The sequence below is a fragment of the Streptomyces sp. NPDC026673 genome (assembly GCF_040638135.1).
Classification (GTDB): domain Bacteria; phylum Actinomycetota; class Actinomycetes; order Streptomycetales; family Streptomycetaceae; genus Actinacidiphila.
Map to the genome: position 1 here is coordinate 43,818 of NZ_JBEZXR010000048.1, position 26,719 is coordinate 70,536.

General features: G+C 71.5%; 24 protein-coding genes and 2 pseudogenes. 16 read left to right on the plus strand and 10 right to left on the minus strand.

Annotation, left to right across the window (positions count from 1 at the left end):
* Positions 1–26: 26 nt before the first annotated feature.
* Entirely contained in the window at positions 27–3,440 is a 3,414-nt protein-coding gene (locus tag AB0F62_RS27905) for an amino acid adenylation domain-containing protein (RefSeq protein ID WP_361804846.1), read from the plus strand.
* Complete coding sequence (locus AB0F62_RS27910) at positions 3,437–8,869, plus strand: amino acid adenylation domain-containing protein (protein WP_361804849.1); 5,433 nt, start codon at positions 3,437–3,439, stop codon at positions 8,867–8,869. The genes AB0F62_RS27905 and AB0F62_RS27910 overlap by 4 nt, the downstream gene beginning before the upstream one ends.
* Here AB0F62_RS27910 and AB0F62_RS27915 read toward each other — a convergent pair.
* Positions 8,835–9,596 carry an alpha/beta fold hydrolase gene (locus AB0F62_RS27915; RefSeq protein ID WP_361804852.1) on the minus strand — a complete coding sequence of 254 codons (762 nt, stop codon included), beginning with the start codon at positions 9,594–9,596 and terminating at the stop codon, positions 8,835–8,837. The two genes, AB0F62_RS27910 and AB0F62_RS27915, sit on opposite strands and share 35 nt — an antisense overlap.
* A 402-nt stretch (positions 9,597–9,998) precedes the next feature.
* Between AB0F62_RS27915 and AB0F62_RS27920 the strand changes: the two genes are divergently transcribed.
* Positions 9,999–10,529, plus strand: coding sequence for a hypothetical protein (locus tag AB0F62_RS27920; RefSeq protein ID WP_361804855.1), 531 nt, complete (start codon positions 9,999–10,001; stop codon positions 10,527–10,529).
* 59 nt (positions 10,530–10,588) lie between these two features.
* On the opposite strand, the gene AB0F62_RS27925 is transcribed toward AB0F62_RS27920, so the two are convergent.
* The 4 genes from AB0F62_RS27925 to AB0F62_RS27940 all read right to left on the minus strand — a co-directional run bounded on the left by AB0F62_RS27925 (position 10,589) and on the right by AB0F62_RS27940 (position 12,714).
* Positions 10,589–11,530 (minus strand): bile acid:sodium symporter, encoded by a 942-nt coding sequence (locus tag AB0F62_RS27925; protein WP_361804912.1) that lies wholly within the window; start codon positions 11,528–11,530, stop codon positions 10,589–10,591.
* Positions 11,531–11,637: 107 nt separating this feature from the next.
* Entirely contained in the window at positions 11,638–11,952 is a 315-nt protein-coding gene (locus tag AB0F62_RS27930) for a hypothetical protein (RefSeq protein ID WP_361804858.1), read from the minus strand.
* A complete protein-coding gene (locus tag AB0F62_RS27935; RefSeq protein WP_361804861.1) occupies positions 11,933–12,379 on the minus strand; it encodes a MerR family transcriptional regulator in 447 nt (148 codons plus the stop codon). The genes AB0F62_RS27930 and AB0F62_RS27935 overlap by 20 nt, the downstream gene beginning before the upstream one ends.
* Positions 12,376–12,714, minus strand: a complete 339-nt coding sequence (locus AB0F62_RS27940) for a hypothetical protein (protein ID WP_361804864.1) — start codon at positions 12,712–12,714, stop codon at positions 12,376–12,378. Before AB0F62_RS27940 ends, AB0F62_RS27935 begins: the two co-directional genes overlap by 4 nt.
* Before the next feature lie 196 nt (positions 12,715–12,910).
* Here AB0F62_RS27940 and AB0F62_RS27945 point away from each other — a divergent pair, with 196 nt between their 5' ends.
* From AB0F62_RS27945 to AB0F62_RS27960, 4 genes are all read left to right on the plus strand, one after another.
* Positions 12,911–13,246 carry a metalloregulator ArsR/SmtB family transcription factor gene (locus AB0F62_RS27945; RefSeq protein ID WP_361804867.1) on the plus strand — a complete coding sequence of 112 codons (336 nt, stop codon included), beginning with the start codon at positions 12,911–12,913 and terminating at the stop codon, positions 13,244–13,246.
* 1 nt (position 13,247) lies between these two features.
* Positions 13,248–13,961 carry a cation transporter gene (locus tag AB0F62_RS27950; RefSeq protein ID WP_361804870.1) on the plus strand — a complete coding sequence of 238 codons (714 nt, stop codon included), beginning with the start codon at positions 13,248–13,250 and terminating at the stop codon, positions 13,959–13,961.
* A 239-nt stretch (positions 13,962–14,200) separates the two neighbouring features.
* Positions 14,201–14,380, plus strand: coding sequence for a hypothetical protein (locus AB0F62_RS27955; protein WP_361804873.1), 180 nt, complete (start codon positions 14,201–14,203; stop codon positions 14,378–14,380).
* A gap of 222 nt (positions 14,381–14,602) precedes the next feature.
* Positions 14,603–16,255: a TlrC/CarA/OleB/SrmB family ABC-F type ribosomal protection protein gene (locus AB0F62_RS27960; protein ID WP_361804876.1), complete on the plus strand. Its 1,653-nt coding sequence runs from the start codon at positions 14,603–14,605 to the stop codon at positions 16,253–16,255.
* A 154-nt stretch (positions 16,256–16,409) separates the two neighbouring features.
* On the opposite strand, the gene AB0F62_RS27965 is transcribed toward AB0F62_RS27960, so the two are convergent.
* Together AB0F62_RS27965 and AB0F62_RS27970 are read right to left on the minus strand one after the other, a co-directional pair.
* On the minus strand, positions 16,410–16,865 hold the full coding sequence (locus tag AB0F62_RS27965) for an SRPBCC domain-containing protein (protein WP_361804879.1): 456 nt from the start codon (positions 16,863–16,865) through the stop codon (positions 16,410–16,412).
* A complete protein-coding gene (locus tag AB0F62_RS27970) occupies positions 16,862–17,176 on the minus strand; it encodes a metalloregulator ArsR/SmtB family transcription factor (RefSeq protein WP_361804882.1) in 315 nt (104 codons plus the stop codon). The genes AB0F62_RS27965 and AB0F62_RS27970 overlap by 4 nt, the downstream gene beginning before the upstream one ends.
* Positions 17,177–17,289: 113 nt before the next feature.
* Between AB0F62_RS27970 and AB0F62_RS27975 the strand changes: the two genes are divergently transcribed.
* Positions 17,290–17,718, plus strand: a complete 429-nt coding sequence (locus tag AB0F62_RS27975) for an SRPBCC domain-containing protein (RefSeq protein WP_361804885.1) — start codon at positions 17,290–17,292, stop codon at positions 17,716–17,718.
* A 44-nt stretch (positions 17,719–17,762) separates the two neighbouring features.
* Positions 17,763–18,185 carry an SRPBCC domain-containing protein gene (locus AB0F62_RS27980; protein WP_361804888.1) on the plus strand — a complete coding sequence of 141 codons (423 nt, stop codon included), beginning with the start codon at positions 17,763–17,765 and terminating at the stop codon, positions 18,183–18,185.
* Positions 18,186–18,528: 343 nt separating this feature from the next.
* On the opposite strand, the gene AB0F62_RS27985 is transcribed toward AB0F62_RS27980, so the two are convergent.
* Positions 18,529–18,705, minus strand: coding sequence for a hypothetical protein (locus AB0F62_RS27985; protein ID WP_361804891.1), 177 nt, complete (start codon positions 18,703–18,705; stop codon positions 18,529–18,531).
* Between the two features lie 416 nt (positions 18,706–19,121).
* Between AB0F62_RS27985 and AB0F62_RS27990 the strand changes: the two genes are divergently transcribed.
* Complete coding sequence (locus AB0F62_RS27990; RefSeq protein ID WP_361804894.1) at positions 19,122–19,619, plus strand: hypothetical protein; 498 nt, start codon at positions 19,122–19,124, stop codon at positions 19,617–19,619.
* Between the two features lie 144 nt (positions 19,620–19,763).
* Positions 19,764–20,087, plus strand: coding sequence for a hypothetical protein (locus tag AB0F62_RS27995; RefSeq protein ID WP_361804897.1), 324 nt, complete (start codon positions 19,764–19,766; stop codon positions 20,085–20,087).
* Between the two features lie 441 nt (positions 20,088–20,528).
* Here AB0F62_RS27995 and AB0F62_RS28000 read toward each other — a convergent pair whose 3' ends face one another.
* Complete coding sequence (locus tag AB0F62_RS28000) at positions 20,529–21,518, minus strand: YafY family protein (RefSeq protein WP_361804900.1); 990 nt, start codon at positions 21,516–21,518, stop codon at positions 20,529–20,531.
* Positions 21,519–21,611: 93 nt separating this feature from the next.
* Here AB0F62_RS28000 and AB0F62_RS28005 point away from each other — a divergent pair, with 93 nt between their 5' ends.
* Positions 21,612–22,010: a VOC family protein gene (locus AB0F62_RS28005; RefSeq protein WP_361804903.1), complete on the plus strand. Its 399-nt coding sequence runs from the start codon at positions 21,612–21,614 to the stop codon at positions 22,008–22,010.
* A gap of 268 nt (positions 22,011–22,278) precedes the next feature.
* Here AB0F62_RS28005 and AB0F62_RS28010 read toward each other — a convergent pair whose 3' ends face one another.
* Entirely contained in the window at positions 22,279–23,184 is a 906-nt protein-coding gene (locus tag AB0F62_RS28010; protein ID WP_361804906.1) for a helix-turn-helix transcriptional regulator, read from the minus strand.
* A gap of 155 nt (positions 23,185–23,339) precedes the next feature.
* Here AB0F62_RS28010 and AB0F62_RS28015 point away from each other — a divergent pair, with 155 nt between their 5' ends.
* The 4 genes and pseudogenes from AB0F62_RS28015 to AB0F62_RS28030 form a co-directional block, all read left to right on the plus strand.
* Complete coding sequence (locus AB0F62_RS28015) at positions 23,340–24,080, plus strand: SDR family NAD(P)-dependent oxidoreductase (RefSeq protein ID WP_361804909.1); 741 nt, start codon at positions 23,340–23,342, stop codon at positions 24,078–24,080.
* 374 nt (positions 24,081–24,454) lie between these two features.
* Positions 24,455–24,976 (plus strand): annotated as a pseudogene (locus tag AB0F62_RS28020) (NAD(P)-binding domain-containing protein); the annotation flags it as partial.
* Positions 24,977–25,102: 126 nt separating this feature from the next.
* Entirely contained in the window at positions 25,103–25,930 is an 828-nt protein-coding gene (locus AB0F62_RS28025; protein ID WP_361804915.1) for an alpha/beta hydrolase, read from the plus strand.
* Positions 25,931–25,983: 53 nt separating this feature from the next.
* Positions 25,984–26,633 (plus strand): annotated as a pseudogene (locus AB0F62_RS28030) (IS5 family transposase); the annotation flags it as partial.
* Positions 26,634–26,719: the final 86 nt, after the last annotated feature.

Genomic DNA, 26,719 nt, shown 5'->3' on the forward strand with positions numbered 1-26,719 from the left:
ACATCGAGTCTTTCGAAAGAGACCCCATGACCAGTGTGTACGACCTGTTCCGAGCACAGGTCGAGCGCGTACCGGACGCCACCGCGGTGATCGCGGGTGAGCACCGGACCACCTACCGCGAACTGGCGGCGCTGGCAGCCCGGTTCGCCGGCCTGCTGTCCGAACCGGCCGGCGGCCTGGTGGGCGTCTGCCTCGGACGCGACGAGCGCCTGCCGGCCGCACTGCTGGCGGTGTGGCGGGCAGGCTGCGGCTACGTCCCGCTCGACCCCGCCCTGCCGCTGTCCCGGCTGACGGCGATGGTCAAGCAGGCGGGACTGCGCGAGGTGCTGACGACCGAGGAGGCGGCCTCCACGGTCGCCGCGACCGGCGCCACGCCCGTACTGGTCGACGACGGCACCGGCGCGGTCCCCGCCGAGGAGAGCGGGGACCGGACGGTCCCCGCCGGAGACGGCACGGCCTACGTCCTGTTCACCTCGGGCTCCACCGGCACGCCCAAGGGCGTCGTCATCGAGCACGCCTCGGTCGTCGCGCTGCTGGACTGGGTGGCCGGCAGCTACGACCCGCAGCACCTGCGGGCCGGACTCGCCAGCGCGTCGATCTCCTTCGACCAGTCGGTCCTGCAGATCTTCGGGCCTCTCACCACCGGCGGCACCGTGGTCCTGGCGGACGACATCCTGGCACTGCCCACGCTCCCGGCACGCGACGAGATCACCATGATCGGTGCGACGCCCTCGGCCCTCGCCACCCTGCTGGAGCAGCCACTTCCCCGCGGCATCCGCCGCGTCAACATCGGTGCCGAGGCGGTCACCCGGCCGCTGGTCGACCGGGTCTACGCCCAGCCCGGCGTGGAGACCGTCGTCAACGTCTACGGGCCCACCGAGTGCACCGTGGCGTGCAGCGTCCACGTCCTGGAACGCGACGGCGGTGACAGCGCGCCGATCGGCGCGGCCATCGCCGGCGGTGAGCTGACCGTCCGCGACGCCGGGCAGCGGCCGGTCGCCGACGGCGAACCGGGCGAACTGTGGGTCGCCGGACCTCTGGTGGGCCGAGGCTACCTCGGTGCGCCGGAGCTGACCGCGCAGCGGTTCGTGGACGACCCGGCCTCCCCGGGCGGCCGCCGCTACCGCACCGGTGACCTGGTGCGCCGGGTGGACGGCGTCCTGCACTACCTGGGGCGCATCGACGACCAGGTCAAGATCCGCGGGTTCCGGGTCGAGCTGGGCGAGGTCGAGGCCGCGCTGCTCCGCCACCCCGGGGTACGGCACGCCGTCGCGGTCGCCCGTGAGGACGCCGACGGCACGCGGGTGCTGCACGCCTACGCCGAGGCCCCCGTGCCGGACGGCGACCTGCGCGTCGACGAGGACGGCCTGCTGCGGCACCTGCGCGGCGAACTCCCGCAGTACATGGTCCCGTCCAGGATCATGGTGGTGGACGCACTGCCCCAGACCACGAACCGCAAGGTCGACCGGTCGGCGCTGCCCCCCATGCCCGCCGCACCCGTCGGCGCACCGCAGGGCGACCCGTACGAGGCACCCCGTGACGGAGTCGAGGAGCGGGTGGCCGCCGTGATCGCGGCCGTCCTGGAACTGCCCCGCGTCGGCAGGACCGACCGCTTCGACACCCTCGGGGGACACTCGCTCGCCGCGGCGAAGGTGGTCGCCCGCGTCCGCGCGGAACTCGGTGTCGCCGTGAGCCCCGGCGACTTCCTCACCGAGCCCACCGTCGCGGCGCTGGCGAGCCGTGTCGCCGGAGCCGCCGAGGCGCCGGTGCCGCTGCCCGTCAGGGACTCGGGCAGCGCGCGGGTACCGCTCACCGACATGCAGCGGCAGCTGTGGACCACCCGTCAGGTCAGCGGTTTTCCCGGGGTCACCGCCGAGGCGTTCGCCATCGGCATCGTCGGCCGCGTCGGGACCGCCGAGCTGATCGCGGCGCTGGACTCCTTCGCCGCCCGGCATGAGGCCCTGCGCACCGTCGTGCGCGAGCCGGCGCCCGGCGCCGGCGGAACGGACGTCCCGGACGTTCCCGGGGGAGAGGTCCGTCCGGCGGCCCCCGTGCCCTTCACCGAACACGACGCCCGTACCCTGACCGCGGACGAGACTCAGGCCCTGGTCGACCGGGCCGCCCGGCAGACCTTCGCGCCCGACGAGGACGTACCACTGCTGCGTGCCACCCTGGTGCGCACGGCCGACGACGCCGCGCGCCTGGTCATCGCCGTCGACCACCTCGCCTTCGACGGATGGTCGGCCGGCATCCTCCTGGAGGAACTCGCCGCGCACCTGGCGGGCGCCGCACCGGTCGAGCCCGCCCTCCAACCGGGCGACGTGGCCCGCTGGGAGCAGGAGGTCCACGCGGCCGCGGACCGGGCCGCCCGCGCCTTCTGGGACGGCGAACTGACCGGTGCCCGGCCCCCGTACGCCCTCGCACGGCGTGCCCGCACCGGACCGTCCGCACAGCGCGGGACCCGCTTGGTCCGCCCCCTCGCGGCGGAGACGGCGCAGGCGGTTCGCCGCCTCGGCGCCTCCGCAGGGCTCGGCGAGTTCGCCGTCTACTTGGCGGCCCTCGACGTGCTCCTGGGCCACTGGACCGGCGACCGCGACGTGCTCGTCGGCGTTCCGGCGGTCCGCCGTGACCTGGTGGAGCTGGAAGGGGTGGTCGGCCCGCTCCTCGCCGTCCTGCCCGTCCGCGTGCGCTGGGAACCCGGGCAGACCTTCCGGTCGGTGGCCGCCCTCGCGACGCTGGCCCGCAACCGTACGCTCCGGCACCCCGACCTGTCCGCCGACGCCCTGTCCGCCGCCGCCGACTCCGCGGGCGTGGCACGGCTGCCCGGGGTTCCGCTGACCCCGGTGACGCTGTCGGTACGCCCCGCCGGCGCCCCGGTACGGGCCCGTGCGGGAGCGGTGGAACTGACCGCACTCGGTGAACTCGACACCGGGGCGGCACCCAACGAGGCCACCTTCCTGGTCAACGAGACGGCCGCCGGCACCGAGATCCACCTCGTCCACGACGTCGAGCGCTTCGACGCGGAAGCCGCCGCGGCGCTGCTCGACGGCTTCCTCCGGGTACTGACCGAAGGCGTCGCCGAACCCGACCGGCCGTGCTCCGCGATCGTGCTGCCCGAGCCGCCACCCGTGGAGAGTCCCGCAGCGCCGGCCGCCGACCGCGCACAGCGGCGCACGGAACCCACCGGCGTCATCGAGGAGTTCCTCGCGGACGTCTGGACGGGACTGCTGGGCACCGAACGGGTCACCGCCTCCGACTCGTTCTTCGAACTCGGCGGCACCTCGCTGACCGCGATCCGGATGACCCGTGAGGTCCACGACGCGCTCGGCGTGCAACTCCCCGTCCGCAGCGTCTTCGAACTTCCCGTGCTGATCGATCTGGCGGCCGAGGTCGAACGCCACGCGCTGGCCCTCCTCGACGCGGAAGGCGGTGCCCGATGACCACGTCCCCCGTCCGTACCCCGGCAACCGACCAGGACCGGCTGCGCGCCCTGCTGGCCACGCGCGCCGCGGCCGCCCGGCAGGGCGCCCCCCGTGACGACGACGCTCCCGCACCCCTCACCACTGCCCAGGAACGCCTGTGGTTCCAGGCCCAGTTGCAGCCCGACAGCCCGGCCTACCTGGTGCCCGTGCTGCTGCGGCTGCGCGGGCCGCTGGACCGGGAGGCCCTGCTCGGCGCGGTACGCGACCTCGCCGAGCGGCACCGGGTGCTGCGCGGTGTCGTGGACGCCTCCGGACCGCGGCCGGTGCTGCGGATCCGCCCCGTCGCCGACGTGCCCGTGGAGGACGTCGACCTCACCGCCCACCCCGATCCCGAGGAGGAGCTGGACCGGCAGGTGCGCGAACGCGTCCGCCGCCCGATCGCGCCGGACCAGGAGTGCCCGTTGAGGGCCGCCTGCTTCACCGTGGGCGAGCAGGACCACGCGTTGCTGCTGGTCGTCCACCACATCGCCACCGACGCCTGGTCCAACGGCCTGCTGATCGACGACCTGGCCGCGCTGTACGCCGCCCGCCGGGGCCTTGGTCCCGTACCTGAGTCGGCACCGCAGTACGCCGCCGTCGCCGAGCGGCTCCCCGCGGAACTGGAGGACGCCCGCCTGGACTGGTGGGAGGAACGACTGTCCGGATGCGGCGCGGGACTCGACCTGCCCGCCGACCGTCCGCACCGCCCGGTCCCCTCCGACCTGGGCGGCGCGGTGCCGCTGGTCTTCTCCGCCGAGGTTCGCGCGCGGTTGCGCGCGCTGGCCTCGTCGTCTGGCTGCACGCCCTTCATGGTGCTGCTCGCGGCCTGGCAGGCGCTGCTGGCCCGTATCTCGGGGAGCACGGACATCCCCGTCGGCGTCCCCGACGGCGGCCGCCGCACCCCTGGCAGCGACCGCGCGGTGGGCCTGTTCGTCAACACCGTGGTGATGCGCGCCGACCTGTCCGGCGACCCCTCCGGGCGGACGCTCCTGGACCGCGTGCGGAGTACGGTCCTGGACGCGATCGGCAACGGCGACGTGCCGTTCGAGCGCGTGGTGGAACGGGTGCGCCCCGAGCGCTCGGCAGGCGCCAACCCCCTGTTCGACACCATGGCCAACCTCTACCGCCGGCCCGACGTCCGCGAGCTCTTCGCGGGCTTGACCACGGAGTTCCGCGAGATCACGACCGGTTCGGTCAAGGCCGACCTCGCCCTCCAGCTCTTCGAGCGCGAGTCCGACGGCACCCTCAGCGGCATCCTGGAGTACCGGGCCGAGCGATTCGAGCCCGACAGCGCCGAACGCCTCGCCGGCTGGTACCTCCGCCTGCTGGACGGGCTGCTGGCCGACCCCGACGCCCCCGTGGGTTCACTCGCGCTCGACGAGCCCGGCGCCGGCGTCGTCCACGGACCGGTCCGTGCGTACCCGCTGGACCGCCCCCTGCACGCCCTGGTCGAGGACTGGGCGGACCGCACCCCGGACACCGTGGCGGTCGTCGCCGCCGACGGTTCGCTGACCTACGCCGAGCTGGACCGCCGGGCCAACCGGGTCGCCCACCGGCTGCTGGCGACCGGAGTACGGCCCCAGGCCCCGGTCGCCGTCCTCGCCGAACGCGGCGTGGACCTGGCGGCCGCCATGCTCGGCGTGCTCAAGGCGGGGGCGGCCTTTGTACCGCTGGAGCCGTCCTACCCGGACCAGCGGCTGGCGGCCACGCTGGCGGCATCGGGCAGCGAGCACCTGCTCGTGCAGGCCGAACTCGCCGGACGCGTGAACGCCGTCGCGACCACGCTCATCGGTGGGACAGCCGCCGACGCGACGCTTCCGGACACCAGGCCTGACACCAGGACTTCCCCGGGCGACCTCGCCTACGTCATCTTCACCTCCGGCTCCACCGGCACGCCCAAGGGCGTGGCCGTCGAGCACCGCAGCCTCGTGCACTACGCGCACGGCGGCCTGGAACGCGTCGACGGCCACGGCCGCTCCTTCGCCCTGCTGTCCACCGCGGCCGCCGACCTCGGCTATCTGTCGGTCTTCGGCGCCCTGATCAGCGGCGGCACCCTGCACCTCGTCGACCGCGAGACCGCGACCGACCCGCAACGGCTCGCCGCGTACTTCACCACGCACCCGGTGGACGTGGTCAAGATGGTCCCCAGCCACGTGGAACTCCTCGCCGCCCACGGCGATCTGGCGGCCGTGCTGCCGCGTCGCACCCTGGTGCTGGCGGGGGAGCCCTGCCCGTGGGAATTGGCCGACCGCATCCGCGCCGCCCGCCCGGATCTGGTCCTGCACAACCACTACGGCCCGACCGAGACCACCATCTCGGTCCTGGGCTGCGACCTGGGCCAGGTGGACCCGCACCGGCGCGGCGGACCGGTGGCCCCGCTCGGCACGCCCTTCCCCAACGCCGTCTGCCACGTCGTGGACCCGGCGGGGCGGCCCTTGCCGGCCACCGTCCCCGGCGAACTCCTCATCGCGGGCCCCGGTGTGTCCCGCGGCTACCTCGGCAACGCCGAGGCCACGGAACGGGCCTTCGTCCCGGATCCGCTGGACGGCACCCGCCGCTGCTACCGCACCGGCGACCGCGTCCGCGTGCGCGCCGACGGCCTCATCGAGTTCCTCGGCCGCCTCGACGACCAGGTCAAGGTCCGCGGCTACCGGGTCGAACTCGGCGAGGTCGCCGCCGCCTGCCGCGCCCTACCGGGCGTACGCGAGGCCGTCGTCCTGGCCGTCGGCTCGGGCAACCAGCGCCACCTCGCGGCCTGGCTCGTCCCCGCCGGCGACGAGCCGCTGGACATCAAGGCCGCCCGCACCGCGCTGCGCGCCGACCTGCCGAGCCACATGGTGCCCACCGCCCTGACGGCGATCCCCGCCATCCCGCTGACCCCCAACGGGAAGGTGGACCGCGCCGCCCTGCCCCAGCCGTCGGCCCAGGCCCCGGCCGAGCGGGTCACACCCCGCACGGACACCGAGCGCCGCATCGCCGCCGTCTGGCAGGAGGTGCTGGAACTCCCGGACGCCGACCTCGACGTCGACGAGGACTTCTTCGCCCTCGGCGGCGACTCCTTCCGCGCCCTGCGGGCCGCCCGCGCCATCGACCCGGACCTGCGGGTCATCGACCTGTTCACCCGCCCCACCGTGCGCGACCTGGCGCTCTTCCTGGACGGGCCCGCCGAGCGCGACACCCGTCTCCTCCAGCGGCTGGCCGGACCGGCACAAGGCACAGCCGTCGGGCTGACCGTGCTCTGCGTCCCGTACGCGGGCGGCTCCGCCGCCTCCTACGGTCCGCTCGCCGCCGAGCTGTCGGCACGTCACCCGAACGCGGAGGTCCTCGCCCTGGAACCGCCGGGGCACGACCCGGCCCGTCCCGACGAGGTCATGCCGAGCCTCGCCGAGCTGATCGACGGCTGCCGGGACGAACTCGCCGGACGCGAAGGCCCCGTGCTGGTCTACGGGCACTGCGTGGGCACCGCCACCGCGGTGGGCCTCGCCCTGGAACTCGAGGCGCGCGGCACCGAACTGGCCGGCGTCGTCCTCGGCGCGTCCTTTCCCACGGCCCGGCTCCCCGGACGCCTCTCCTCCCTGGTGGACCGCTGGTTCCCCAGCGACCGCTGGACCTCCGACCGGGCCTACCGCGAGGTGCTCTCCGCCCTCGGCGGCCAGTTGGAGGAGGCGACCGAGGAGGCCGTGATCCGCGGCGTACGGCACGACGTACGCCAGGCCGTGGACTGGTTCAGCGCCCGGCTCGGCACCCCCGAGGCGGCGCGCCTGCGCACGCCCGTGCTGTGCGTCGTCGGCGACCGAGACCGCACCACGGAACTGTCCGAGGAGCGGTACGCCGAGTGGTACGCCTTCGCCGACCGGGTCGACCTGGCCCGCATCCCCGACGCCGGCCACTACTTCGTCAAGCACCAGGCGGGCGAACTCGCCGACATCGTCTCCGCACGGATCACCGCCCGTCCGGCCGCGGACGCCACGCCCGGCAGCACGCCGTCAGCCGCCCCCGCGCGTCCCGGCCGGCCCGCCGGTCAGGACCTGCGCGACCTGAGGAGATTCGCCCTGCTGGCGCTGAGCCAGACGATCCTGCTGACGGGCGCGAGCCTGACCGCCTTCGGTCTCGGCGTATGGGTCTACCAGCGCACCCACAACGTCGGCTACTACTCGATGATCACCATGCTGGCCCTGCTGCCCGCCGTGCTCGGCGCCCCCCTCGGAGGCGCGGTGGCCGACCGCTACGAGCGGCGCAAGGTCATGCTGGGCTGCACCGCCGTCTACGGCACGGCGCTGGCCGCGCTCACCGCGGTCGCGGCCGCCGGCGCGCTCCAGGTGTGGCAGATCGCCGTGTTCGCCGGGCTGACCTCGCTTACCGCGGCGTTCCAGCGCCCGGCCTACCTCGCGGCCGTCGCGCAGCTCGTACCGAAGCCCTACCTGGCACAGGCCAACGGCGTGGCCCAACTCGGCACAGCGCTCAGCACCCTCATCGCACCCGTCCTCGGCGGAGCGCTCATCACTCTGGCCGGACTCAGCGGCGTGATCGCCCTGGACCTGGTGGGCCTCGCGGGCGGCGCGGCGGTCCTGCTGGCCGTGCGCTTCCCCGACCGCCTGTTCCGCAAGCGACGGGAGACCTTCGCCTCCGCCATCACCGGCGGCTGGCGCTTCATCGTGCGCCGCAAACCCATGGTGGCGATGGTGGTCTTCTTCGTGGTGGTCAACTACATCACCGCCACCACGACGGTGCTCACCGCCCCGCTCGTGCTGTCCTTCAGCACCCCGGCCGTCCTCGGCCTGGTGACCGCCGCCGGCGGCCTGGGCGCGGCGGTCGGCGGACTGGCCATGGCCTTCTGGGGCGGCACCCGCCGCCGCGCCGACGGCATGATCGCCACCACGGTCGGCATGGGCCTGGCCACCGCCCTGATCGGCCTGCGGCCGGCACCGGTGCTGATGGGTATCGGCCTGTTCCTGTGGTGGGCACTGAACGCCGTGCTCAACGCGCACTGGCTGGCGATCATCCAGGCGAAGGTCGGCCTGGAGCTCCAGGGCCGGGTCGTGGCGACCAACCAGATGCTGGCCACCGCCATGATGCCGCTCGGCTTCCTGCTGACCCCGGTGCTCAACGAGCACGTTTTCGGCCCGCTGGTCAGCGGGAGCCACGTGTTCCAGACCGTACTGGGCGACGGACCGAGCCGCGGCATGGGCCTGCTGATGATCACGGGTGGGCTCCTGCTGTCCTGCTGGGGCGTTCTCGGGCTGCGCTACCGTCCGCTGCGGCGCATCGAGGACAGGCTGCCCGACATCCCCACCGGCAGCGTCATCTCCGAGGACCTCGACGTCCTGCAGGGCCAGGCGGACGCCCTGCAGGACGAGGCGGATTCGGCGCTGCTCAGCCCAGCAGGCGGGGGCGCAGCACGGCGCTGACGGTGTCGACGACGGGGGCCCACCCTTCACGGATGAAGAGGTGGGCCCCCGGCTCGTTGCGCAGCTCGAACCCCGCGGCGGTGCGGTCCGCCCAGGACGCCATGTGCGCGGCGGGCACCACCTGGTCCTGGTCGCCGGCGAAGCCCGTGATGGCCGCGCCGAGCCGCCACGGGGCGCCGGGACGCGGACGGTACGAGCGGTACAGCGCGAAGTCGGCGGCCAAGAGCTGCGTCAACTGGCGGACCCAGGCTTCGTCGTCGCGGATCTCCGCGGGGAGACCGCCGAAGTAGCGGTCGATGTGGTTCGCCAGCTCCTCCGGTGGCGCGTCCGTCGGCACGGTGCCCGTACCGGGCGCGTGCGCGGCGCTGACGAAGAGATGGACCGGGCCCTGCCCGGTCGTCCGCTCCAGCCGGGTGGCCAGCTCGTACGCCACCATGGCGCCCATGCTGTGCCCGAAGAACGCATAGGGCATTTCTGGGAGTTCGGCCCAGGCACCGCTGACCCGGTCGAGCAGCTCGTCCATGTCTCCGATGAGCTCCTCACGCCTGCGGTCCTCCCGGCCCGGATACTGCACCGCCAGGAGTTCGACACCGTCGGGCAACCGGGAGCCCCACCCGCGGAACAGCGACGCCGAGCCGCCGGCATAGGGGAAGCAGACCAGTCGCAAGGCGGGATGGCCGTCTCCGGAGTACCGGCGGAACCACGACTCGGCCGTGGAGAGGAGCATGCGAATGCCTTTCGGGAAACCGTGATGCGGCACGCGGGAGCGACGACCCACGCGCAATCCCGGACAGGACCGGGATAACGGTCCGGAGGCTAACAGCCAGGAGATCCGCCTCTTCCGCTCCGTTCGGAACATTGACGGAAGGCTTATGTCCGCGACTGGAAAATCCATCGGCGTCGTCTCCGGGATACGGGTTTCCCGGAGTGGCTCAACAGGGGTATTCGACACACCCGCGTCCCGCGAGGCTCCCGGCTCGGGAAACCGACATCGACCGAAGATTGCCGGACAGCGGCAATACGCAAAGCCTGCCGCTCGGTCATGCTGGTGTCCTCCGGCAGCGAGGGGGTGTCAGTGCGAGCAAGCGCAACCCGCACCGTGGCGCGGGCGCGTACAGGGTCGGGCCTGGTGGTGGCGGTCTTCCTGCTGCCCTTCGGAGCCTACGGGCCGGCCCGGACGGGGGTAGTCCCCGAAGGCACGCCGATCCTCCTCGGTCTGCTGTCCGTGATCGGCGGCTTCGTGTTCCTTCCCGCACTGTGCGAGGAGCGAGCGCCGTTCCGGCACTCGTCGTCGTGCCTGACTGCACACACCCTGACCGGTGAACGGTCCGTCGACCTCAACGGGATCACCACCGTCCGGCTGCTGACGACCTTCTCGTACGGCGGCGCGCACCGCACCCTGGTGGTGCGCGACGCGCATGGCGTACGGCTCGGCGTCACGACCGAGACGAGCCGCAGGAAACTGCGCCGAGCGATCGAGAAGGCGGACGCGAATGCCGCACGAGGTATCGCCGGGGCCCGGGTCAGCCGTGCGGCCCGGGCACATCTGGGTCTTGCCCCGGACCGAGGGCTCGTTGTCCACACGATTCTCGCCTTCGTGTTTCTGACGGTGTCCGTGAGTCTGTACGTGGTGGCTGTGATACGGCTCGGCGGGCAGTGAGCCTTCCCCAGCGCCGGTGACTCGGCGAGGTCAGGTGGCAGGCAGGCCGTCGTGATGGTTCAGCGGGCGGGGACGAGGCGGGGGACCGCGCGGACGTAGACGACCATGCCGATGACCTCGACGAGGGTCTGCGTGACCACGACGACGGCGGCCACGGCCAGGTCGTCCGGCAGGGCGAGAGCGAGGGGCAGGACGACGAGGGAGTTGCGGGTGGCCCCGGTGAAGACGATCGCGCGGCTGTCGGGGACGTCGAGCCGGAAGAGGCGTGCGACGCCCAGGCCGGCGAACGCCATCGCCACCAGGAACGCCGCGTAGACGGGGATCACGCGGGCGACGTCGGAGAGGCTGCCACCGAGCTTGGGGATCTGCGAGGCGACCACGGTGAACAGGGTGGCGGCCATCAGCGGCACCATGGCCGCCGTCGCCCCGTCGGCGGTCTTCCGTCCGGCAGCGCGGCGGGTGGCCCACGCCTGGGTGAGCCACGCGAGCGTGAGCGGGATGACGATGAGGAAGACGAACGCCTCCAGGAACGGCCCGGCCTCCACGACGTCGCCGAGGTCCGGGCCCATGAACATCCACAGCAACAGCGGCAGGAGCAGCATCTGCCCGATCAGCAGCAGCGGGGTCGCGGCGAGCAGTCGTTGGTTGCTGCCACCGGCCAGCCCGCTGAAGACGATCACGTAGTCCACGCACGGCGCCAGCAGCACCAGCAGGACCCCGATCCGCACCGCCTGGTCATCTGGGACGAACACGAAGAGGGCCGCGACGACGGCCGGAACCACCACGAAGTTCACCACCAGGGCAGCGGCCAGGAACCGGCCCGCGCGCAGGGACCGCAGCAGGTCGGCGGCCGGCACCTGGAGGAAGGTGACGTACAGCAGGGCGGCGAGGACGGGGTTGATCGCGTGTTCCAGGGCGGGGCCCGCCGAGGGGGCGGCCAGCCCGAGCGCCGTGCCGGCCACCATCGCCCCGAGATATACGGCGACCTGGTGCCGCTCCATCGCCTCAACCACACTCTGGTCCTGGTGGTCCTGCTGCGCTGTCACCGCTGTCACTTTCTACTCGCCTGGGGGTTCTCGCCGACCGAGCGGCGCGGACAGGGCCGAGCCTACGCGTCGACCGTGGGCCGGGAAGGGTCCGGGACCGCGGCCTTTCCGCAGCTGCAGCCGCTCTGAGAGGCAGACGCGGTACACGTGCAGGAGCGGCGGCGCCGGCCGAACCACCAGGCGCTCACGGCAAGCGCGGCGAGCCCCATGGCAAGGGCGGGGAGCCAGGCCACGACGGTCGCGGCTCCGGCGCCGACCACGCCCGCGGTGATCAGAGCGGGCAGGGCGCAGCAGGCGACGCAGGCCAGCCCGGCCAGCGACGCGAGGGCCTTCGCGGGCCGGTGGCGTGATGGGCGGTCAGCAGCAGGGTCCGGCATGGCGGTTCTCCTCGGCGAGGTCGGTGAACGGTATGGGGCAGCACGGGCTGGAGGCGCATTTGGTCAGGTCGTCACACCCGGCCTCCACTGCGGCCATGAGGGCGGTGCGGATGGTGGTGAGATCGGTGATCTTCGCGTCGACCTCGGCGAGTTTCGCGGATGCGCGTTCTTGAAGACCGGGGACGGCACGGCCGTGCCGATGGCGGCCGGCTTCCAGCAGTTCGGCCACCTCGTCGAGGGTGAACCCGAGTCGCTGCGCGGCCTTGATCACCCGCAGTGCGGTCACGGCCTCGTCACCGTAGAGGCGGTGCCCGCCCGGGCTCCGCTCGGGTTCGGCGAGGAGCCCGCGCCGCTCGTAGTAGCGCAGGGTCTGCAGGTTCACCCCGGCCGCTTCTGCGACCTGCCCACTACGCAGGCCGCCGTTCACCGCACGCTCCCGGCGACGGCTTCGGCCCGCTCCGCGAGGGCGACGAGGACCGGCTTGTGCGCCTGGTCCACGGTCACGTCCAGCTGTACGGCGCCGGCCTCGGCGGTGACAGTGAACGTGAAGAACGAGCAGCAGCCGGCCTCCCGCTCCGCCAGAGCCCGCACGTCGTGCTCCACGCCCGGCCCGCCCATCAGCTCCAGGCGGACCCGGCTCGACGAGGCCCGAGTCACCACACGCAGCCGCCGGGCAAAGAGGGTGTCCCACTCCGCGACCCGCAGCGGCCGCTCGGCGGTGGGAAGCGTGCACGCCTGCGGCACCCAGTCCAGTTGAGCCATGACCTCTCTCCCGTCGTCCCGCCCCGGCTCTCCGGGACACCTTCGACGGTAAACCTGTACCTGGGTACAGGATGCAAGCCGCATCTGCGCGCCCATGTCGTGAGAGGCGACCGAAGGCCGGCCGACATGCCCGTGCGGTAGAGCCGCCCATGATTCAAGATTCCCTGAATTCAGGAATCTATGTATTGTCGTAGGTGTGCTGACCGTTGCCTCCGACGTCGAGGTGCTGGCCCGTTTCGGCCGCGCGCTCGCCGACCCGATCCGCTGCCGGACCCTGCTCGCCCTGCGCCAGGCGCCGGCCTACCCGGCCGACCTCGCCGACGCCCTCGCCATCTCCCGGACCCGCCTGTCGAACCACCTGGCCTGCCTGCGCGACTGCGGCCTCGTCGTTGCCGTCCCCGACGGCCGCCGCACCCGGTACGAGCTCGCCGACCAGCGCCTCGGCCACGCACTGGACCACCTGCTCGCAACCGTCCTCGCGGTCGAAACGGACCCGACCTGCACCGAGGCCGACGAGAAGGGCTGCTGCTGACATGACCGCGATATCCCTCGGGCCCTCCCCGGCCCGCCGCGACGCACTCACCCGACGTGTGCGCCTCCTGGTCGCAGCCACCATCACCTACAACGTCATCGAGGCGATCGTCGCCCTCACCGCCGGCACCCTGGCCTCCTCCACCGCCCTGATCGGCTTCGGGCTCGACTCGATCATCGAGGTGTCCTCCGCCACCGCGGTCGCCTGGCAGTTCTCCGCCCGTGACCACGCCGTGCGCGAGGCACGTGAGAAGACGACCCTGCGGATCATCGCCGTCTCGTTCTTCGCGCTCGCCGCCTACGTCACGATCGACGCCATCCGCGCCCTGACCGGCACCGGCGAGGCCGAACGCTCCATCCCCGGCATCGTCATCGCCGCCCTGTCCCTGGCCGTGATGCCGTCCCTGTCCGCCGCCCAGCGCCGCGCCGGACGCGAACTCGGCTCCGCCTCCGCGGTCGCCGACTCCAAGCAGACCCTGCTGTGCACCTACCTGTCCGCGGTACTCCTGGCCGGCCTGGTGCTCAACGCCACCCTTGGCTGGTCGTGGGCCGACCCCATCGCCGCCCTCGTCATAGCCGCCATCGCCGTCAAGGAAGGCCGCGACGCCTGGCAGGGCAAGGGTTGCTGCGCACCTACCGTCACCGGGACCCTCGGGAAGGCCGGAGCCGAGGCGGACGCGTGCGGCTGCGGCCACGGATGCGATTGCTGCAAGTGAGTTCCGCGGAAGGCCGTCTGGCACCGGAGCGGTAAGGGCTCGCTCCGGTGACCCCTGGACGAGAGCGATGGGCGCGACGGCCGCTGGGTTTGCCAGGTACGGCAACGGACCATTTGAGTCCGGTGGCGGTCGGTCACTCCGGGCGTACGTGAAGCACTTCGCCGGGGTCTGTCCATCGAACGGTCCTGTCTCGCATTCGGTGGTGACGGAGAGTTGCAAGGGGCGCTGACCTTCATGTGATGGATGTCAACGAGCTTGTGCAGATGGTGTTTTCAGGTCTGGCCCCGCTGGTCATGGACAATGTGGCCGACGAGTGTGAGCGGATTGTGGTGCGGGCCCAACCGGTTCAGATCAGCGCCGGTGGGAGGCGCCGTTTTCGTTGGTGGGGCATCAGGCGGGGGCTGCGGCAGCTTGGATGAGGCCGATGCCAAGCCGCCTGTGCCCATGCGTTCAACACGGGGGAGAGGTATTGGTGTTGCCGATCGGTTCGTCGTGTCGTACGGTCCTTCGCATGGGTTCCCTGTGAGATAGCCGGCGCCGACCGCGTAGAGCACCGCTCCGCAGTCGCTACGCCTTGCCGTGCAGCCATCCACCCCGATCCGGCCCGGGCTGAAGCCTGTGTGGCCAGGAGGGACCCGATCTTGCACACCTCACAACTCACCCTTCACCACGTCACCAAGCGCTACCCCGGCCGCACCGTCCTCGACCAGGTCTCCTTCACGCTGAAGCCGGGCGAGAAGGCCGGGCTGATCGGTGACAACGGCTCCGGCAAGTCCACCCTCCTGCGGCTCATCGCAGGTCAGGAGCGCCCGGACAGCGGCGAGTTGACCGTGACCGCCGTCGGCGGCATCGGGTATCTGCCGCAGACCATCTCCCTGCCCCCGACCGCCACCGTCCAGGAGGCCGTCGACCTGGCTCTTGCGGACCTGCGCGCCCTCGAGGTGGAGCTGCGCCGGGCCGAACAGGCGCTCGGCGGCGGCGCGGACCCGGCGGCACTCGCCGCGTATGCCGTGCTCCTCGAGCGCTATGAGGCCCGGGGCGGCTATGACGCCGACCACCGGGTGGACCTTGCCCTGCACCACCTCGGCCTCCCCACCCTCCGCCGTGAGCGCCGACTCGGCACCCTCTCCGGCGGCGAGCGCTCCCGTCTTGCCCTGGCCGGTGTCCTGGCCGGTCGGCCGGAGCTGCTGCTTCTGGACGAGCCGACCAACGACCTGGACGATCAAGCCGTGCAGTGGCTGGAGGCGCAGCTGCGGGCGCACCGCGGCACGGTGCTGGTGGTCACCCACGACCGCGTCTTCCTGGAGCGCCTGACCACCACGGTCCTGGAGGCCGAGGCGGGAAAGGTCACCCGCTACGGCGACGGCTATGCCGGTTACCGCACGGCGAAGGCAGCGGAGCGCCAGCGCCGGCTTCAGGAGTACGAGGAGTGGCGGGACGAGCTGGCCCGCAACGAGCGGCTGGCCGGCGGCCACGCGGTCCGCCTCGACGGCATCCCGCGCAAGGCGCCGCTGGCCAACTTCGGCCACGGCGGATTCCGCGCCCGCAGCCGGGCGCACGGCGTGATGGCCCGTATCCGCAACGCCCGTGAGCGGGTCGAGCGGTTGACGGCGCACCCGGTGGCGCCGCCGCCGGACCCGCTGGCATTCAGGGCGCGGATCGGGGCGGCAGAGGAATGTGCGGGTGAGGGCACCGAGACCGCTTCCGTGGAGCTCCCGGCCGTGCAGTTGTCGGACGTACGCGTGGGAGACCGCCTCCACCTGGGCGCCCTCACTCTCGGCCGCAGCGGCCGGCTTCTGGTCACCGGCCCCAACGGCGTCGGCAAGACGACGCTGCTGCGGGTGCTCGCCGGCGAGCTGCGGCCGGACGCGGGCTCGGTGCACGTGCCGGGCCGGGTGGGCCATCTGCGCCAGGACGAGACGCCGTGGCCGCCGGGCCTGACGGTGGCCGAGGCGTTCGCGCTGGGCCGTGTGGGCTCCGCCGACGAGCATGCGGATGCCCTGCTTGCCCTTGGCCTCTTCCGGCGGGCGGAGCTGCAGTTGCGCATGGGCGAGTTGTCGTACGGCCAGCGCCGCCGCGTGGATCTCGCCCGACTGGTCTCGGAGCCCGCGGACCTCCTGCTGCTCGACGAGCCGACGAACCACCTGTCACCGTTGCTGGTCGAGGAACTGGAGAAGGCGCTGGCCGGGTATGCGGGGGCGATCGTGCTGGTCACCCACGATCGCGCCCTACGGACGCGGTTCCAGGGCGGGCATCTGGAACTGTCGGAGACAGCGGGAATCCGGTTGGAGTGACAGTGGGCCCGTGCCCTACCGACTGCCGCCCCCGACCACGGGGCGGCAGTCAACTCAATCCGCCCCGGCATCCAGCTCCAGCCAGGAGGCAAGGCGGGGCGGGTATGTGAGCGCGGCTACTACGTGCGGGTAGATCCGGGCGCGGTCAGATGCGTCACATCCAGTGGTCGGGGCCCGGATCGTTGCCTTCCGCCCGTACGGCGAGGCGCTGCACGTAGTGCTTCCAGCCTTCCTCATGCGCAGCACACGCCTCGGGCGAGGGCAGGCCGCTGTGTACCAGGCGCAGCAGGGTGCCGTCAGGGGTGGGCTCCAGGGTGATCTCCACGGTGGTCGAGCCGGGCGGTACGGGCATTCCGCCTTCCGCCCAGCCCCAGGTGAACACCAGTCGCCTGGGCGGGTCCAGCACGATGAAGCGGCCTTCGGCCACGTTCTCGCCGGTGACGTTGGTCCGGTACACGCCGCCGGGCGCGAACACGAACTCGCCTTCCCGGCCCATCCAGGACAACCACTTTTCCCGGTCGGTGAAGAAGGAGAAGACGGTCTCGGGGCGGGCGGCGATGTGCCGCTCGACCGTGACCACGCCGTCGCTCACCTTGCTGCTCCCGCTCACGCGTCCGTTCCTTCCGCCCGCTCGGCGGCCTCGGCCAGTTCGGCGAGTGTGTCGAGCTTGGTGGCCCACATCGACTGCAGGTAGTCGGCCAGGGGCCCCATGGCCTCACGGTCGGCGCGGTAGAACCGCTTCTTGCCGCCCTGGCGCAGCGTAACCAGGCCGGAGTCCCGAAGCACCTTGAGGTGCTGTGAGACCGCGCCGAAGGTGACGTCGAACCGCTCGGCGATCTCGCCCGCCGACAGTTCCGCGTCCCAGACCAGCCGCAGAATCTCGCGCCGCCTGGGTTCGGCGACCGCCCGTACCGCATCCATGAAGGTCATTTTAGCGGCCACTGCAATTTGCCAAGTCGCACAGAGTCATTTTAGTGTGTGCTAAAGCAAGCGTTCCGGCACTCCCGCCGGATCCCCGATGAGAAGGACGCTCCATGGCTGACATCGCCCTGCAGATCCGTATCGCCGCCGACCCGGAGGCCGTATACCGCGCTGTCTCCACTCCCGAAGGCGTCGCCGGCTGGTTCAGCACCGGCGCCGAGATCGGCGAGGGCGTTGGTGCCCTGCACCGGTTGTCGTTTCCCGGGGCGCCGATGACCTGGGACTTCCGCATTGACGATGCCGTGGAGGGCAAGCGCCTGGCGCAGACCGTGGTCGCCGGGCCCCCGCAGTGGATCGGCACCGAGATCGTCTATGCCCTGGAGGCCCATCCCGAGGGCGGCACGGTGGTCCGGTTCGACCACACCGGGTTCGCCGAGATCGACGACATGTTCCGCGAGGTCACGATGGGCTGGGCCGGCATGTTCGCCCGCCTGAGGGAGTACGTGGAGACCGGCACCCCGGTCCCGTACTTCACCCTCTGAGCCGCGCCCCGTTCACCCCGACCCCGTACACGCAAGGAGCAGCAATGTCCGAGATCACCTTCCGGACCGACATCGGCGCCGGCCGCGCCAAGGTCTACGAGGCGCTGAACTCCCACGACGGGCTCACGGGCTGGTGGACCACCGGCGTGAACCGTGAGGGTGAGGTCCTCCTCTTCGACTTCCCGGAGATTCCCGAGCCCTTCCGGCTCCGCCGGGACCGCGCGGACAAGGAAGAGATCGTCTGGACGTCGATTGGCGCCTTCCCGCCCCACTGGTCCGGCACCGTCATCACCTGGCAGCTGACCGATACCCTCGACGGGACCGGCACCCGGGTGGACTTCCGGCACACCGGCTTCGCCGCCGACGACCCGGGCCTCGCGCACACCGCGGAGACCTGGGGCCAACTGATGACCCGGCTCAAGCAGTACGCCGAGTCCGGCACGCAGCAGCCCTTCTTCACCCTTTGAGCAGGAGCAGGCGATGTCGATCGACGGGACTGCCGAGCGGGTGATCCCGCTCCCGCCAGGCCGGGTGGCGGCGTACGCCATGGACTGGCGCCACGACGGGGAATGGACGCAGGGCATCCGCTAGGCGACCCTGACCCGGGAGGCCGATGGCGGCGGGGGAAGTCGCCGGGCGCGCACACCGAGGGGCCGTTGGCCCGGTCTGGAACCAGGACAGGGCCTGGCTCGTCATCGCCGCGCACGCCCGGTGGTCGCCCGCTCCTTCTGCGACTGCTCCACCGTCCCGGCGAGCGCACCTGGGGCGGCCGCCCACTCCTGATCGCCCAGGCCGCGCTGGGATCAGCGGTCACCCCTGCGAGGCTGCACCGGCGGCCTCACGCGACAGGTAGTCGTGGGCGAAGGTCTGTGTGCCATCGTCGTGGTAGCACGCCTGGCCATGGTGGAAGTCGTCCCACGGCAACGTCAGGAACTCGTCCCGGTCCTCGATGGGCGGTTCACCGTCGCCGGTCAGGCCGGCTTCCATGTCCCGCCGGATGAGTTCAAGACGGAGGTCGACGACCCGCGCTGGGTGGAATGGCGAGGTGGCGCAGCGCACCGGTGGGGGACCGGCCGAGGGCTCCCGGCAGCGCCGCCCTGCGGGCGCGCCCGGCCGGTGAACACGCCGCCCGCGCCGGCCACTGTCCAACGCCTGGTCGGCCGGCATCCACCGCTGCCGGGTGGCTCGTGGGCGGTGGACGTTGGCACTTCCCACGTTAGGGGCATATGCTCCTAATGTGGGTGTCGCGAATCCGTTTCCGGTCTTTTGTGCGGTATCTGCGGAAGTGCCCGGCCGAACGGCTGCGTGATCTTGCTGCCCGTTCGGAGGTGAATCCGCACAGCAGGGCCGATGGCCACATGTGCATATTTCCACCAAATGTAGACCGATGATGGAGTAGTCAGGTGCCGAACATCACCAGGACCAACAAAGCGCTGTACCTGAGCGCAGCCGCGGGAGTCGTTGTGGCCCTCGCCGGCGGGGGCGCGCTTGCGGCGTCGGCGTCGGCCGACGCGCCCGCCGCGAAGCATCGTGTGGAGACTTTCGAGCTGGTCGGCAAGCAGACCTCGGCCGGAGAGGTCGATCTGGGCGAGCCGGGAGTCAGCGTGGGTGATCAGCGGGTTGTGCACGAGGACCTCTACCGTGACGGCAAGAAGGTGGGCGATCACAGCGCGGTCTGCACCTTCACCCAGGTCAGTCCGGCCGCCCTCCAGTGCCTGGGCACCTTCGCGCTCCCCGAAGGACAGTTCGCCGCGCAGTCGCTGCTGCATCTGCCCGCCCCGTCCTCCGTCGATGTCAGCATCACGGGCGGATCGGGCGCCTACCGTACCGCTCAGGGATTCATCCGCACCGTCCCTGCGGGTGAGACCGAGCGGCACTTCACCATCTACCTGCAACGCTGACGAGCTCCCCGCGGGCGCCTCGCGCAAGGCCGTGCCGGCCTCACACACCCCCGAAACCCAGGCGCCACCGGGCACCCCGGTGTCATCGGCGCGGCAGAACTGGACGTTATCGCGGACGGCACGGTGATCGCCGGCGTCGGACACATGCCCTGGGAACTGGACGCCGAGGCCCTGTCCGGGCGTACGCCGACCGTCGAGCGCTCGGGAGCCAGTGGCCGGGAACGCGCCGTTCACCGTCTGAAGGACAGGAGAGAGGTCATCGTCCTGGCCGACACCAAGATGATCAACCTGACGGCTGCCAAGGGGAACCCCATCCAGGCCATGGACCTCGGACTCACTCTCCAGGCCAGAAGCCTGGCGGCTCTCGCCGCAGCAGCGGAGAACCGGCTCGTCCCGGGAGTACAGGCGGTGCCGGCCCCGATCGACCGCCAAGTGGCCACCGACCTGGTCGCCCTGCTGAGTGCCTGACCGACCACGCCGCTCGAAACGTGGGCCGCGCGAAGGGCGTTGGTCGCCGACGTCCATGCAGCGCCGGCAGGCGTGAGCCCAAGGGTGCGGCCTCGTTTGATCCGGCGGTGGGTCCCGCATACGGGCAATGGCGCCTCGGCTTCCGTGCCCCTTGTGCTGCTCCTCGGAGCAGCACAAGGGGCACGGGGAACGGGAAGCGCGTATGCGGTCGCCGCCGGCCAGTCGTCAGCTGTTCTTTCGGGCCACCGAAGTGAGCAACCCGCGCACGTAGTCGCGCATACGGCGGCGTAGGGCCACCCGGCCGAAGCGACGGCCGCTGGTCGCGAAGAGGTCGTCACATTCCGGTCCGCACTCCACGACATTGCAGCCGCCCGGTGAAACCTGCAGGTCAGGCAGCACAGTCCGGCTGAAGGACCAGCATGCGCCGGCTCACGACGTTGGTCAGCCCCGTCGGCCGTAGGAGGCGAGGCGATCGGCGAGCGCGATGACGAGGTCGCGTAGTTCATCGGGGCGCTCGATGACGAACGGCCGGTCCAGGGTTGCGAGTACCCGAGGCAACCAGTCGAGCCGCTCCACCCGTAGCTCGACGCGTATCCAGCGCTCGGCCTCCTCGTCCTGGCCCGTCGTGGCCTCGTACTCTTCCAGGCTCGCGACACTGGTGGGAAGGTGGGCGCGGATCTGCTCCACTGTCCCGTGGATCCGCAAGGTCACCTCGTGCCGGTAGTCGGCCGTGGCGAACCCTGACAACACGCGCTGTGCCGGACCCGGGCCCATGGGCTCTTCGAACGAGCCGGGCAGGGTCCTCGCGTCGGCGATGCGGTCGAGCCGGAAGGTTCGGTCCTCGCCGATCCGGGCGTCCTTGCCCGTGACGTACCACCGGCCCGCATGGGCGACGATGCCGTACGCGTGCAGCGTGCGTTCGCTGCGCCGTCCGTCGCGGTCGGTGTAGCGGATGGACAGCGGTCGGCGGTGGCGCACCGCATCGGCGATGGCGAGCAGAACATCGGCGTCCGGGGTGTCGAACTCGCCAGGCTGATCCGTGAAGGCGAGGGTCTCCAGGAGGAGGTCGAGCCGACGGGCGATGTGCTTGGGCAGCACCCTCCGGATCTTCGCCGATGCCGTCTCGCTTGCCGTGCGATGCGTCGTCGTCAACCCTGCTCGGCGGCCGGCGATCAGGCCGAGCAGCACGGCCAGCGCCTCGTCGTCGCTGAGCATGAGCGGAGGCAAGCGGTACCCGGGGGCGAGCCGGTATCCGCCGTAGCGGCCGCGCACCGACTCCACGGGCACGTCCAGGTCGATCAGGTGATCCACGTATCGCCGCACCGTGCGCCCTTCGACACCGAGCCGGTCGGCGAGTTCCGCCACCGTCCTGGTGCCGCCCGACTGCAGCAGCTCCAGGAGGGTCAGCACGCGGCCGGTGGGGCGAGGCATATTTGCAGTCTAGCGTCTATACAGGACCGATTCTGTCCACTATTTCTCCTAGTCTGCGAAGTACACGCCTTCCAGCACAGCCAAGGAGATCCCATGGACTTCGTCTCGATCCGCATCATCACCGGCGACATAGCGCGCCTCGTCGAGTTCTACGAGCGAGCCACCGGGGCACGGGCGACGTGGGCCACCGCGGACTTCGCCGAACTCAGGACCGCGGGCGCCACTCTCGCCATCGCAAGCACCCGCACTGTTCCACTGTTCGCCCCGGGCTCTGCCCGTCCGGCGGACAACCACAGCGTGATCACCGAGTTCCTCGTGGACGACGTGGACAGCGTTCACCAGAACCTGACCGATTTCGTCACCGACTTCGTCACGGAGCCCACCACGATGCCCTGGGGAAATCGTTCACTGCTGTTCCGCGACCCCGACGGCAACCTCGTCAACTTCTTCACCCCCGTCACCCCGGCGGCCATCGAGAAGTTCGCACGTTGACGCCAGGGCCGCTCACGCGGGAGCCGTGAGATCCCAGGGCTCCCGATGAACGCGGCCGCCTGCTCCGAGAGCGCCACCGGCAGGAGACACCGGAACGCACCGCTGAGCCGGTTGGCCATGGAGTTCAGGCCGTCTCGGCGTACTGCTCCCCCCGCATACGCCCGCAGCGCCGGCAGGACCGCTTCCGCGCCCCCGGCAGTCGGTCGAGCCGGTCCAGGACGTAGGCCCGATGACCATCTGCCTCAGCCCGGTCGGAGCGAGCAGGGCGTCACGGTGTGCGTCGGCCCCGACTGTCCTGCGATCGGTGGCCGGTGCCGACGTCGCGGCCTGTCGGCGGGTCGATGGCCGCAGCGGGCTGCTGCCCGTCGGCGGGGGCGAGGGAGGTCAGCAGTTGGAGCTTCTCGGCGGCGTCGCTGTCCTGGTCCGGGTAGTAGAGCACGAGCAGCAGGTCTCCGACGGCGAGTTTCTCGCGGTTGAGGTGCAGTTCGCCCACGACCGGATGGTTGACGGTGCTGGTGTAGCCGAGCGCTTTGATGTCGTGCCGTGCCCACAGGGTGCGGAAGCGGTTGCTGGCCAGGGACAGCTCGCCGACGAGTTCGACGGAGCGCTGGTCGAAGACGCTGTCGTCCACCGAGCGGCGGAACGCCGCGACGGAGTCGACGACCGCCGCCTCCCAGTCGTGCTGGAAGTGGCGTTCCTCGGGGTCGAGCAGCAGGGAGCGCAGCCGGTTCTGGCCGGGCCGGAGCCGCGGCGACAGGGCCACCGCGAGCTGGTTGGAGGCCAGGACGTCGAAGCGCCGGTCCTCGACGAACGCCGGCACGTCCACGGCCGCCAGCAGATGGTGCAGCCGGGCGGGCAGGCGCGGCGTGGGCTGCTTGCGGCGGGCCGGCGGGCGGGGCGCCTTGAGCCCGAGCAGGTACTCGGTTTCCAGGTCGTCGAGGAGCAGGACACGGGCGATGGCCTGGAGCACCTGCGGGGAGGGGTTGTGATCCCTGCCGCGCTCCAGCCGCAGGTAGTAGTCCGCACTGATACCGGCAAGCATCGCGACCTCCTCGCGGCGAAGCCCTGGGACGCGCCGGTTGGCACCACCGGGGATGCCGGCCTGCTGTGGCGTGACCAGGTCGCGGCGGGCGTGCAGGTACTCGCCCAGCCGGTTCGCGTCGTCTCGAGGCATGCCTCCCACGGTAACCGCGGCCGACGGTCACAGAGGGGGCCCTGGCACACCCCGGATCGGCAGGGCCTTTCCCGTGCCGAAGCATGTGAGCGAGCCTGGTTGCGGAAGAACAGATAGTCGCCGTACGGCTACCGAACGTTATAGGGAAGGTTCTGGTGAAGCTCACCAATCGCACAGTGCTCATCGTCGGTGGCACCTCCGGCATCGGGCTCGAGCTCGCGCACCGGTTCGCGAAGGACGGCAACACGGTCGTCGTCGGCGGGCGCAAGCCCGAGCCACGGGACGGCCTGCAGTCCGTTCGGATCGACGTCACCGACCCCGCCTCGGTCCTGCGGGCCCGCGACGAAGTGCTCGCCGCGCACCCCGGCCTCGACGTCGTCGTCACGATGTCCGGAATCCTGCTCACCGAAGACCTGCGCGACCCCGCGCACATCACCGACGCCGAGAACATGGTCGCCACGAACCTGCTCGGTACCATCCGGGTGATCGACGCCTTCACCCCGCACCTGATCGGTCGCGGCGCCGGAACGATCATCACGGTGAGCTCGGGAATCGCGTTCCTGCCCTTCCCGCTCATGGCCACCTACGGCGCCACGAAGGCCGCGGTCCACTCCTACACCGAGTCGCTGCGGGCGCACCTGGCCGGGACCGGCGTGGAGGTGGCCGAGCTCGTGCCGCCGGCCGTCGCGACCCCGGCGATGGCGAAGCTCAACCCGGCGGCCGTACCGGTCGACGATTACCTCGATGAGGTGATGGAGCTGCTCGCCGTGGAGCCTCCGACCCGCGAGATCATCGTCGAGGCCGCGCTGCCGCTGCGCTGGGCCGAGCGGGACGGCACCTACACCGAGCTCCTGGAGCGCCGCTCCGCGCCGCTGAACAACCTGCCCGGCCGCTGATCGGTCCGGCTTCCGGCCCGGCTGCTGATTCCGCTGTCGCGGGGCACCGACCCGACGCGACCGCTTGAACACGGTTCACGTCGTGGGCGGAGCGGCGTCGCCTCGCCCACCTGCCTCGTCGCAGCGGCCCGGCCTGCAATCTCCCGAACCACCAGAAGAGATCCACCAATGACCACCCCCAGCAACAGACGATCGGTCGTCGGCTTCATCGGCCTGGGCGACCAGGGACTGCCGATGGCCGAGGCCATTGCCGAGGCCGGGTTCCCGGTCCACGCCTGGGCGCGGCGCCCGGAGGTGTGGGACGACCCACGCCTGAGCGCGCTGACCCGGCAGGACAGCCCGGAGCGCCGGCCGCCGCGGCCGACATCCTCGCGGTGTGCGTCAACACGGACGCCACCGTGTTCGACCTGGCGGCCTCACTGCTTCCGGCGATGCGGCCCGGAGCGGTCTTCGTCCATCACGGCACCGGGACCCCGGCCAACGCGGTCGCGTTGGCCGAACTCGCCGCCAGGCACGGTATCGCCGCCGTTGACGCCCGGGTCAGCGGCGGCCGGCAGGGAGCCGAAGCGCGCAGACTCACCACGCTCGCCGGCGGAGAGGAATCCGCGATCGAGATGGTGCGGCCGGTGCTCCAGTCGTTCTTGTGCCGCGTCGTCCATCTGGGCCCGGCCGGCACCGGTCAGCAGGCGAAACCGTTCAACAACGCTCTGATGCCGATGAACACGCGCGCCATCAACGACATGCTCACCCTCGCCAAGGACACCGGCGCCAACCCTGCCGCGCTGGTGGACGCGCTGCGCTCCGCCGGCGCGTCCAGCCGCGCCCTGGAACTGCTCGGCACCACAGTCCGGCCGGAGACCGCCGACCACCTGTCGGAGGTCTGCGTGCTCGACATGGAGATCCTCTCCGCGGCGATGAACGGGGCCGGCGTCCACTCGGAGACGGTGCGACGGGTGACCGACACCGGCATGGCCGGAGCCCGCGGGCTCACCCAGACATTGAAAGTAGTTACGGAGATCGACATGACTGAGTTCCTGAACGTGGAAGGCGGCACCCTCGCCTATGAGGTGACCGGCTCCGGGCCGCTGATGGTGCTTGCGCACGGGATCGGCCAGAGCCGCGACGCCTATCGGTTCCTGGTCCCGGAGTTGGTGGCCGCCGGTTACCGGGTCGCGGCCGTGGACCTGCGAGGCAGCGGCGAGTCGACCGCGACGTGGCCGTCCTACACCCGCACCGACATCGCCGGCGACCTGATCGCACTGATCCAGCACCTCGGCGGCCCTGCGGTGCTGGTCGGCCACTCCATCTCCGGCGGCGCCGCGACGATCGCGGCTGCCAAGGCGCCGACGCTTGTGAGCGCCGTCGTCGAACTGGCGCCGTTCACCCGTAAGGTGGAGTACTCGCTGAGCGCCCTGGGCCTGTCCCGCTACCGCAGGGGCGCGGCGGCGATCTCGGCCGTCGCGATGCTCGGCAGCCATAAGCAGTGGCGGAAGTACCTGGAAATCGCGACCCCGGAGCCGCGCCCGGCGGACTGGGCCGCGAGCCTGGAGCGCACCGACGCGATGCTGCGCGAGCCGGGCCGGATGAAGGCCCTGCGAAAGCAGATGAACAGCGCCGCCGACGCCGGGGCCCAACTCGGCAACGTGCATTGCCCGGTCCTGGTCGTCATGGGCACCATTGATCCCGACTGGGGTGACCCGAAGGCCGAGGGCGAGGCCATCGTGGCCGCGCTTCCGGAAGGCGTCGGCCGACTCGAGATGCTCCCGGGGGCGGGCCACTACCCGCACGTCCAGTTCCCGTCGGCAGTGGCCGGCCTGATGCGCTCGTTCCTCGAGACGGCCCGTGCCTAGGACTTGTCCTGTCGATCATGTGACTACTTGGTGTCCGGGTCGTTGATGTGGACATGGGGCGGGGCGATCTGACAGACGCAGAGTGGGAACGGCTGCGGCCGTTCCTGCCGGTCAGCAACAGGCGTTGTGGCCGGTGGCGGGACCACCGGCAGGTCATCGACGGAATCCTGCACCGGGTGCGGACCGGTGTGCAGTGGCGTGACCTGCCGGAACGGTTCGGGCCGTGGAAGACCGTTTATGAACGGCACCGGCTGTGGTCGGCGGACGGGACGTGGGAACGTCTGCTGCACCGGGTCCAGGCCGAGGCCGACGCCGCCGGTGAGATCGACTGGGACATCTCGGTTGACTCCACCATCGTCCGCGCGCATCAGCACGCGGCCGGCGCCCGCACCGATCCTCCGCCGGCGCCCGCGTCAAAGGGGGTCGAATCGGCAGAACGCCAGGACGAAACCGCCTGGCAGAGCCTGCACGCCCGCCTGGTGGAGGTGGTGCAGGAAGTGAGGGCCTGGGCCGCTCGCGGGGTGGCTTCACATCCAAGCTCCACCTGAGCGCGGACGGTCGCTGCCGCCCGCTGTCCCTGATCGTCACGCCGGGACAGCGGGCGGACTGCACCCAGTTCAAGCAGGTGCTGGACAAGATCCGCGTCCCCAAGATCGGACCGGGTAGACCTCGCAACAAGCCCGACAGCCTCGCGGCGGACAAGACACCCCATGCAGCTATCGGGTCAAGCAGCAGTGGCGAGTTGGGGTCTCGTTGGTGGGGTGAAGGCGGTGACCTCGTCGAATTTCT

Coding starts and splice junctions, on each gene's coding strand:
- AB0F62_RS27905 (WP_361804846.1), top strand. CDS start 27: ATGACCAGTGTGTACGACCTGTTCCGAGCACAGGTCGAGCGCGTACCG.
- AB0F62_RS27910 (WP_361804849.1), top strand. CDS start 3,437: ATGACCACGTCCCCCGTCCGTACCCCGGCAACCGACCAGGACCGGCTG.
- AB0F62_RS27915 (WP_361804852.1), bottom strand. CDS start 9,596: ATGCTCCTCTCCACGGCCGAGTCGTGGTTCCGCCGGTACTCCGGAGAC.
- AB0F62_RS27925 (WP_361804912.1), bottom strand. CDS start 11,530: ATGGAGCGGCACCAGGTCGCCGTATATCTCGGGGCGATGGTGGCCGGC.
- AB0F62_RS27930 (WP_361804858.1), bottom strand. CDS start 11,952: ATGCCGGACCCTGCTGCTGACCGCCCATCACGCCACCGGCCCGCGAAG.
- AB0F62_RS27940 (WP_361804864.1), bottom strand. CDS start 12,714: ATGGCTCAACTGGACTGGGTGCCGCAGGCGTGCACGCTTCCCACCGCC.
- AB0F62_RS27950 (WP_361804870.1), top strand. CDS start 13,248: ATGACCGCGATATCCCTCGGGCCCTCCCCGGCCCGCCGCGACGCACTC.
- AB0F62_RS27955 (WP_361804873.1), top strand. CDS start 14,201: ATGGATGTCAACGAGCTTGTGCAGATGGTGTTTTCAGGTCTGGCCCCG.
- AB0F62_RS27970 (WP_361804882.1), bottom strand. CDS start 17,176: ATGGATGCGGTACGGGCGGTCGCCGAACCCAGGCGGCGCGAGATTCTG.
- AB0F62_RS27975 (WP_361804885.1), top strand. CDS start 17,290: ATGGCTGACATCGCCCTGCAGATCCGTATCGCCGCCGACCCGGAGGCC.
- AB0F62_RS27980 (WP_361804888.1), top strand. CDS start 17,763: ATGTCCGAGATCACCTTCCGGACCGACATCGGCGCCGGCCGCGCCAAG.
- AB0F62_RS27985 (WP_361804891.1), bottom strand. CDS start 18,705: ATGGAAGCCGGCCTGACCGGCGACGGTGAACCGCCCATCGAGGACCGG.
- AB0F62_RS27995 (WP_361804897.1), top strand. CDS start 19,764: ATGCCCTGGGAACTGGACGCCGAGGCCCTGTCCGGGCGTACGCCGACC.
- AB0F62_RS28000 (WP_361804900.1), bottom strand. CDS start 21,518: ATGCCTCGCCCCACCGGCCGCGTGCTGACCCTCCTGGAGCTGCTGCAG.
- AB0F62_RS28005 (WP_361804903.1), top strand. CDS start 21,612: ATGGACTTCGTCTCGATCCGCATCATCACCGGCGACATAGCGCGCCTC.
- AB0F62_RS28010 (WP_361804906.1), bottom strand. CDS start 23,184: ATGCCTCGAGACGACGCGAACCGGCTGGGCGAGTACCTGCACGCCCGC.
- AB0F62_RS28025 (WP_361804915.1), top strand. CDS start 25,103: ATGACTGAGTTCCTGAACGTGGAAGGCGGCACCCTCGCCTATGAGGTG.